The 9,966-nt window shown below is 42.6% G+C and carries 1 protein-coding gene; it reads left to right on the top strand.

Going from position 1 to position 9,966, the window contains the following annotated elements:
• Positions 1-114: 114 nt before the first annotated feature.
• Positions 115-9,864, top strand: a complete 9,750-nt coding sequence (locus ACTHPG_RS14050) for an amino acid adenylation domain-containing protein (RefSeq protein WP_440390049.1) — start codon at positions 115-117, stop codon at positions 9,862-9,864.
• Positions 9,865-9,966: the final 102 nt, after the last annotated feature.

Below are 9,966 nucleotides of genomic sequence, written 5' to 3'. Positions count from 1 at the left end.
AAGGGGTATGGCATTAAACCCAAAGAGGTCATACCCGTACGTACAAGCCAGATTCCCAAAACATCCATCGGGAAAATTCAAAGGAAGAAGCTTGTAGAGCAGTTTAAAAACAGAATGTTTTCCAAGCAGTTATATCAAATTCAAGTGCTAGAAGAAACGGATAAAAGAATTCCCAACTGGCTCCTTCAGAAAAATTGGATTAGAAAAGAATATCCTTTACTCAAACTTGAAGAGTCCCGCGGGACAGCAATCATATTTGCGGATGATTTGGGTCTGGGGAGTACATTAAGGGAGAATATGAAGGATAAGCGAGACTGCGTTTATATTGAAACGGGAGATCAATATCAATGTATAGATAGCCACCGATTTATTATTAACCCAACACAACCGAAAGATTATCTTAATGTGGTTGAATCCCTGATCACCAGCAGAATAGAAATTGAGGATATATTTCACTTTAATAACTACAATTCAAATCTTTCCGTTCATGACGAAGTTTCTCTAAGAAACTATGTGCACTACGGGCTCTATAGTTTGGTGCATCTTGTTCAAGCTTTAAAGCAAACATATGCAAACAAGGGTACCATCGGTTTGCATGTGATAAGTAACCATGCCCATATCATTCAGTCTGACAAGAAGCTTGATTATTATAAAGGAACTTTAACAGGTTTTCTGAAAAGCCTCTCATTGGAAACTGCTTGGTTGAAAATTAAGCACATTGATCTCGAATTGAACGATATCAATCAGGATATCGACTTCATATGCAACGAAGTCAGAAGTTCGGATCATGAGCAAGAGGTCGCATATCGAAATGGGCAAAGGTTTGTTTCGTGCTTATCCAGCCCCAACTTGGAAGTTACGTCCGATGTTCCGATAAAGGAGGGGGGTTCATACCTTATTACCGGTGGTCTTGGCGGCTTAAGCGCACATTTCGCCAGAATGCTGATTATGGAGTATCAGGCGAAACTAATTATAGTCGGCAGGACGGAACTCCCGGAACGGTCGACTTGGAGCCATTTGGATGGTGTGGAAAGAAATCTGGCTCTTAAAGTAGAAGCTCTTACGGATCTGGAATCCTTAAGCGAGGGAGTCATATATCTTAATGGAGACGTAAATGACGATGCCTTTATCAAAGAATTGGATTCGTTCGTGAACTCGGATTTAGGTGGCACTCTCGATGGCATATTTCATATGGCAGGTATCGGTAACCTGAATTACCATTGGAGCGCAATGGACAGGTATATGGTTGAGAATGAGGATGTCGAATCGTATGAAGAGATGTTTCATGCCAAAATATACGGAACATTGAAATTACAGAAACTACTCGAACACAACATCGATTCCTTGTTTGTGGCGTTTTCATCCACCACTAGTTTTTTTGGTGCGGCATCTTTTAGTGGATACTCGGCAGCCAATAGTTATCTGGACAACTTTTGCGCACATCGAAGAAGTCAAGGATTCTATAATACGTACTGTTTAAGTTGGAGCACTTGGGACAATGTGGGTATGAGTGCTGATAATCCTGAACAGATGGTGTCTTCGATGAAATCCAATGGTTACGAGGTCATTAAACCAATTCAGGGCATTGTTTCGCTAAAGCTGGCTATGCAGTCAGGATTGGCACACACATATGTTGGTTTGAACAAGAAAAACCATAAAATAAAGCGCTTTGTCAACACTGCAATTCAGCGACAGCGGCTTCACATTGCATACAAAAGTGATAAAGAAGAAATAACATCCCATGAGGTTATAGAGTCACTTCAAGTCGATGGGATTGATTATAAAGAGGGCAGCCCTATAAGTGTTGTGAAAGTAGACACAATGCCGAATGAGATGAGCGATTTCGATGTTTTGGGACTGAAGGATGAGAGCTTGGAGGCTGGTAAACACCCAATCAACGGGGTTGAAGAGAAGCTGTTCCAAATCTGGAGAAACATCTTAAAGAAACAGGATATGGCACGAGATAATAACTTTTTTGAAATCGGTGGCGATTCCTTAAAAGCCTCCAAGTTCATTTTTGACGTAAAGCAGGAATTTCAAATTGAAGCTTCATTGCGAGATCTGTTCTTATATCCTACCATTCAAAAGTTTGCTTCCTATATTCAAAGTTTGGATGAACAGCAGCATGTATCCATTGTTCCTGTTGAACCGAGACCTTATTACCCGGCATCCCCGGCTCAGAAGCGGATGTATTTCTTGCACCAGCTTCAGGAAAAAGAGACAAGCTATAACGCGCCATTTGTTTATTCTTTCACAAGCAAGGTGGACATGGATAAATTGAAAAAAGCCTTCGCAACGCTGATTGCCCGGCATGATATATTGCGCACCAGTTTTGAAGAGCTTGGCGATCAAGTCCTGCAAAGGATACATGAACATGTGGAACCGCATATTCAAACTATACAAGCCGAGTCGGAAGATATCGAGAATGAAGTGTCCAGGGTAGTTGACGTTTTTGATTTGTCCATTGCACCGTTGTTCAGGGCAGCCATCATTCAATTTCCTTCTGAACATCCGAGTGTCTTGGTTGTGGACATGCATCATATCATTACGGACGGCGTATCGATGACGATCTTCTTTAAGGAACTGTCTGCGGCATATAACGATCTCTCCCTTCCAAGATTAGAGCTGCAATACAGAGATTATTGTTCGTGGCAGCAGCGTTTGATGGAAAGTGGATCCTATGATACACAGAAGGAATATTGGAAGGAAATTTATTCGGATGAGGTTCCATTATTGAATTTGCATACAGATTATCCTCGTCCTAAAACGAAGAGTTATAAGGGGAATAGCATTTTTTTCACAATCGATCTGGATCTGAAAAATAGGTTGAATCAACTGGCTGTTGAAACCGGATCTACGCTGTATATGGTTTTGCTGGCGGCGTACAATATTTTGTTATCTAAATACAGCGGCCAGGAAGACATTGTAGTCGGTTCGCCTATAGCAGGAAGGCAACATGCTAAACTTGCCGATATTATGGGGATATTTGTGAACACATTGGCCATCAGAAATTATCCGGAAGCCCAGAAGACGTTTGGAGCATTTTTAAAGGAAGTGAAACAGCAGAGTTTGTCTGCTTTTGAGAATCAGGATTATCCTTTTGAGGAACTGGTGGATGAGCTGGACTTACCTCGAGATCTAGGAAGGAACCCGATTTTTGAAACAATGTTTATTTTGCAAAATATGGAGTTTGACGTCCTGTCATTAGGGAATCAGCAACTCAAGCCACATTACCTGAAAAGTGGTACTGCGAAATTTGACATCACCTTGATTGCGGTGGAGAAAGACGATGTCATCCAATTTATTCTTGAATATTGCAAGGATCTTTTTCACGAAGAAACGATGGAGAGATTTCACGCACATTTCAAGAACGTACTGGAGCAAATTGTCGACCGGCCTACCGTCCAACTGATGGACATTGAACTGTTAACCGAACATGAGAAAGAGCAAATGTTATTCCGCTTGAATGAAACGAGAGCAAAGTATCCAGAGAACAAAATGATTCACGAATTATTTGAAGAACAGGCGGAAAGGGTTCCAAATTGTACAGCCCTTGTATATGAAACTCAAACGTTGACCTACCGGCAGCTAAATGAACAAGCGAATTCTCTAGCCCACGTGTTAAGAAGCAAAGGTGTTGGACCCGATACGATAATAGCAATCATGATGGATAGGTCATTGGAGATGGTGGTAGGCATTTTGGGGATTCTGAAGGCAGGTGCTGCATATTTACCTATTGATCCCGCCTATCCTATGGATCGAATTAATACGATGTTATCAGACAGCGAGGCAAGCCAGGTGCTTGTGACTGCCGATGTCTTTAATCGGCTCCAGCAATCTAACGAGGATTTCGAGCCAGGGAACCATATCGTCGTTTATGAACATTTGGAGGCAGAGAGACAGCGTGCCGGTGGAAGTAACCTGAAGTCAATATCACGTCCCGACAATCTGGCTTATATTATCTATACTTCCGGTTCAACCGGTAAACCCAAGGGTGTCATGATTGAACATAGAAACGTGGTACGTTTGCTATGTAATGACAAAATGATGTTTGATTTTTCGGAGAATGATGTCTGGACGATGTTCCATTCGATGTGTTTTGATTTTTCCGTTTGGGAAATGTACGGCGCATTATTGTATGGCGGAAAACTCGTTGTTGTTCCGGGGCTTATAGCCAAACATGCGAAAGACTTTTTGAATTTGCTGAAAAAGGAAAAGGTTACCGTCCTTAATCAAACGCCAACTGCATTTTATAATTTGGCGCACATGGAATTATTGGAGCCATCGTCGGATCTATCTATTAGATACGTTATTTTTGGGGGAGAGGCACTCAACCCAATTCTGTTAAAGGATTGGCGTGAGAAATATCCTTCCGTAAAACTGATCAATATGTATGGAATTACTGAGACAACCGTACATGTTACGTACAAAGAAATTACGGATTCGGATGTTGAAGAGAACGTCAGCCAAATTGGAAGTCCGATTCCTACTACGACTACTTTTGTAATGGATAAACATCAAAAATTGGTTCCATTCGGCGTTGAGGGCGAATTGTATGTAGGAGGGCTTGGTGTTTCCAGGGGCTACTTGCACCGTCCCGAGCTGACGAGCGAAAGATTTGTGTTGAACCCTTATGTGCATGGTGACAGATTATATCGTTCGGGAGACTTGGTGAAAATGTTGCCAAGTGGAGAAATGCAATACTTAGGAAGAATGGACCATCAGGTTAAAATTAGGGGATATCGCATCGAATTGGGCGAAATCGAGAACCTGCTATTTCAGCATCCCAGCATCAAAGAAGTGCTCGTAATGGATCGTACGGATAAACAGAACCAATTCTATCTGGTAGCATACTTTACGGCAGATTTAACTCTTGGAGCGGGGAATGTTCGCAGCTACCTGAGGTCTGTTCTGCCTGACCATATGATTCCTTCTTATTTTATGCAACTAGACCATATGCCTGTAACGGCGAACGGGAAGATCGACAGAAAGGCACTACCTGAGCCTGACATGTCAAAGCAATCGGATGCGATCTATGAAGCCCCACGGAATGACACGGAACGTACGTTGGTGCACATATGGGAGAATGTGCTGAGTGTTGTTTCTTCCAGTAAGGAGACAGATAACGATCATCTCGTTATTGGTATTTCAGATCATTTTTTCGAATTGGGAGGACACTCTCTCAGAGCAACAACACTGGTTTCACGCATCCAAAAAGAGTTCGGGATCATGATGCCACTGAAGGCGGTATTTGAGCATCCTACGATTAAAGAACAGGCGGAATGGTTGCGCCAATCAGACAAAAGTGCACATCGTGCCATTGAACATACTGAAAAGAAAGCCTATTATCCAGTCTCCTCCGCTCAGAAGAGAATATATGTGTTAAGCATGCTTGAAGGCGGAGAACAAACATATAACATGCCTTGGGCTTTAAGTTTTGAGGGACCTTTGGACAAAGCTAAGCTGGAAAAATCCTTTCAAATGCTGGTAGAACGGCATGAGGCATTACGGACGTCTTTTGATACCGTTGAGGGAGAGCCGGTGCAAGTTATTAAAGAGTCTGTTCACATTGACTTTGAGGATTGGACATCTTTTGCTGATGAAGATGAAGTAGAGTTGCTTGAGAGATTTGTCCGTCCATTCAACTTGAACGAAGCACCGTTATTAAGACTCGGATGGGCGAAGGCTGGAGAGAAACAACTATTATTGGTGGATATGCATCATATCATATCTGATGGAGTGTCTCTTAATGTCATTATGGAGGAGTTATCCTCGCTGTATAATGTGGAGCAGCAGCTCCCTGAAATTGAAATCCATTATAAAGACTATTCCGAATGGCAGCGTAAGTGGTTTCTATCGGATCATATTAACGAGCAGAGGAATTACTGGTTAAAGAGCTTTGAGGGAGACCTGCCTGTTCTTAATTTTCCAACCGATTACCCAAGACCGTCTGTGCAAAGTTTTGTTGGACAAAGTTTAGAGTTTACGCTTTCTCCCGAATTTACGCATCGACTCCATAGGCTCGCTTCGGACACAAGTACCACGTTATATATGGTTTTATTATCTGCATATAACATTCTACTGTCGCGATACACAGGGCAAGAGGATATTGTGGTTGGCTCTCCCATTGCCGGCAGACGGCATATCAATACGGAGAGAATGGTCGGTATGTTTGTAAATACACTAGCTATACGTAATAAACCTGAAGGCAGCAAGTCTTACAAAGCCTTTTTGCAGGAAGTCAAGGCCACTGCGATTCAAGCCTATGAGTATCAAGATTATCCATTTGAGAAACTGGTGGAAGAACTTAACTTGGAAAGGGATATGAGTCGAAATCCGTTGTTCGACACCATGTTTGTTCTTCAAAATACGGAAACAGCTAGAGTTAATTTGACAGGCGTTGAAGCCCAACACGTAGTATTACAAAATAAAACAGCTAAATTCGATTTAACTTTGCATGCGATCGAGGATCAAGAAGGGATTCGAATTGTTCTTGAGTATGCGACATCCCTGTTCAAGCGTGAAACAATCGAACGCCTCTACCAACATTATGTCCATGTTCTGGGAGAAATTACGGAGCGTCCGGATTGCAAATTGTCCGAAATAAGTATGCTTTCGAAGGAAGAGCAGAAGCAACTACTTGTAGATTTCAACGCAACTCGAACAGAGTATCCTAGGGATAAAACCATTCATGAATTGTTCGAGATGCAGGTTACTCTTCATCCTGATCAAATTGCCGTAGTGTATGAGAACCATGAGTTGACTTATCGTGATCTTAATGCACGTGCAAACCAGCTTGCCAGATTACTAAGGCGAAAAGGAGCTGTAAAGGGCACCGTCATAGGAATCATGACTAACCGGTCGATAGAGATGATTATTGGCATACTCGGTATTCTGAAGACAGGGGGTGTGTATCTTCCTATTGATCCATCCTATCCTCAGGAACGAATTGAGTATATGGTTGAGAATAGCTCGGCTCGGATGCTTCTAACTCCCTTAGAATGGTTTGGTAGAGTCACAACGGGGTGCGAAGAAATTTCTTTGGATGACGCAGCGATTTGCTCAGAAAGTTCTGCAGAAACTCAGAATCTCCATGTCGGTGCAGAAGCAAGCGATTTGGCGTATATCATCTATACTTCTGGTTCCACGGGTAAACCGAAAGGAGTTATGGTTGAGCATCGCAGCGTATCCCGTCTGGTGTGTAACACGAATTATATACAATTCCATGAGGGAGATCGCGTATTACAGACAGGTTCGCTTTCGTTTGATGCTTCGACTTTTGAGATATGGGGAGTTTTACTTCATGCCTTGACCATGATATTGGTGGATGAGCACGTCATTGTAGACCCACAATTGCTTGCTGAAGCATTAGAGGAATACCGTATTTCGATATTGTGGTTGACAACCCCGTTGTATCATCAGCTAGCACAGGTTAACCCGTCAGCCTTCCAGCACTTAAAGCAATTGTTAGTTGGCGGAGATGTGTTAACAGCTTCCCATGTGACTGAAGTATGCAGACACAATCCTGAACTAACCATCATCAATATGTATGGACCGACTGAAAATACAACGTTTACAACGTTCTATCCGATTCAATTGAACTATGCGGGACAGGTTATCCCTATTGGGCGTCCAATAGCTAACTCTTCCGCTTATATCCTGAATGCGCAGAGGGGACTCCAGCCGGTAAATGTCATTGGGGAGCTTTTCGTCGGTGGGGATGGCTTGGCCAGAGGATACGTCGGCCTTGAGCAACTTACAAAGGAAAGATTTATTGAACATCCATTTACGCCAGGCGAACGGCTCTATCGGACAGGAGATTTTGCGCGATGGCTCCCGGATGGCAATATCGAATTTATCGGCCGAATGGATGAGCAAGTTAAAATCAGAGGGTACCGAATTGAACTAGGCGAAATCGAAAGCCAGATGTTAAAGCATCAGCGAGTAAAAGAAGCTGTTGTTGTAGCTAGGGAAGACCGTGTGGGAGCCAAATTGCTATTTGCATATTACACCCAAACAGAATTGTTGGAGCCTTCGGAGCTGCGGTCGTACTTAGCAGAAATACTGCCTTCATACATGATTCCGACCCATTTCATTGGTTTGGAGAAATTACCTTTGACACCAAGCGGCAAATTGGACAAAAGGAACCTTCCTCTTATTGCTCAGAGCGTAATAGAGAATGAGCATTATGAGGGGCCTCGAACCGAAGTAGAAAATATCATCGCTAATGTGTGGCAAGATGTGCTTGGGATACAAAGAATTGGGGTTCATGATCACTTCTTTGAACTAGGGGGGGATTCCATCAAAGGAATTCAAATTAGTTCCAGACTTAATCAAGCCGGATATAAACTCGAGATGAAGCACTTATTCCGCTTTCCGAGAATTTCGGAACTGAGCAGTTATGTCAAAGTTGCGGGATATACCGCTGAACAGAAGGAAGTTGTTGGAACGATTACCAATTCTCCTATCATGCAATGGTTTTTTGAACAGCGTTTTGTGAACCAGCATCATTGGAATCAGGCAGTCATGCTGTTTAGGGAGGAGGGCTTTGAAGAAGCCGTTCTTCGTAAAGTATTCGATAGTATCACAGAACATCACGACGCATTTCGGATTGTGGTTTCGGAAACTAAAGGCCTTTTTGATTGCCGAAACCGTGGAGTTAACGAAGGACAGCGATACTCCATGAACGTGTATCATTTAGAGGATGAGGACGAGGAGTCTACACGGATTTTTGTGGAAAGCAAAGCGGATGAGCTTCAGGCATCCATGATTTTGGACAGCGGTCCATTATTCAAAGTGTCACTTTTCAAAACCTCTCTTGGCGATCACCTTCTTATTACAATTCATCATCTTGTTGTAGACGGAATATCCTGGAGAATACTATTCGAAGATATACATTCAGCATATAAGCAGGTAAAAGAAGGGAAAACAATAGTGCTTCCTCCGAAGACGGATTCGTTCTTAACTTGGTCCGCCAAGCTTGAACATTTTGCAATCAATGACATGAAAGGCGAAGAGATTGATTATTGGCGTGATAAGCAAACACTTGACCTTGTCCCGATCCCGACCGATTACCAAATGGACTCTCCTATGGAGAGCGGATCATTGCGATTGAGAGATAACAGTCAGGTGACAATTAACTTCACAGAAGCTGAAACGGATGCGTTGCTGAAAGAAGCTAACCACGCATACAATACCGAAATTAATGACTTGTTGTTAACTGCTCTCGGCATGACGATAACAAAGTGGACGGGTAATTCCGAAACGATAATCAACTTGGAAGGACACGGAAGAGAGACTATACAAGAACAATTGGACGTTAGCAGGACGGTCGGATGGTTTACTTCGCAATATCCCGTTGTACTGCGCAGTATTGTCGGCTCGTTGGCAGACTGTATCAAGAGCACCAAAGAAAACTTGCGCGCAGTGCCTAACAAAGGAATTGGATATGGGATCTGGCGGTATTTGAGCAACGAAGGCAAAAAGGTTCAACATTTGAAGCCCGAAATAACATTTAACTATTTGGGACAATTCGATGAGGATATACCTAACCATTTCATGAAGTTATCCTCGTACAACGTGGGAACGTCTGTAAGCCCTGATAACCATACATTGTACAAGCTAGACTTAAATAGTCGGGTTGTGGAAAGAAAACTCCAACTAACGTTGGATTACAGTACACAGTTGTACAAACAGGAAACTATAGATTATATAGGAAACCTCTTTAAGGATAATCTTATTAAGATCATCGATCATTGCAAATCAAAGGAGACATCTGAGGTTACACCAAGCGATATGCGTTTTAAAGGCCTGAGTATGGACGAATTAAAATTGCTAGAAGCCGAAATGGAAGATATCTTTTAAGTTTGACTTCAGGAACAAGATAAAGAATTCGAGCACTTGAAGCATGGGAAACAGGGAAAGAGGAAGGAGGGCGCTTGTTCAATAACTGCCCTCCTTCTAAAT

The sequence above is a fragment of the Paenibacillus sp. SAF-068 genome (assembly GCF_051967555.1).
Lineage (GTDB): Bacteria > Bacillota > Bacilli > Paenibacillales > Paenibacillaceae > Paenibacillus.
The sequence above is the reverse complement of the archived record's forward strand: the minus strand, read 5'-3'. Positions and strand labels throughout refer to the sequence as shown.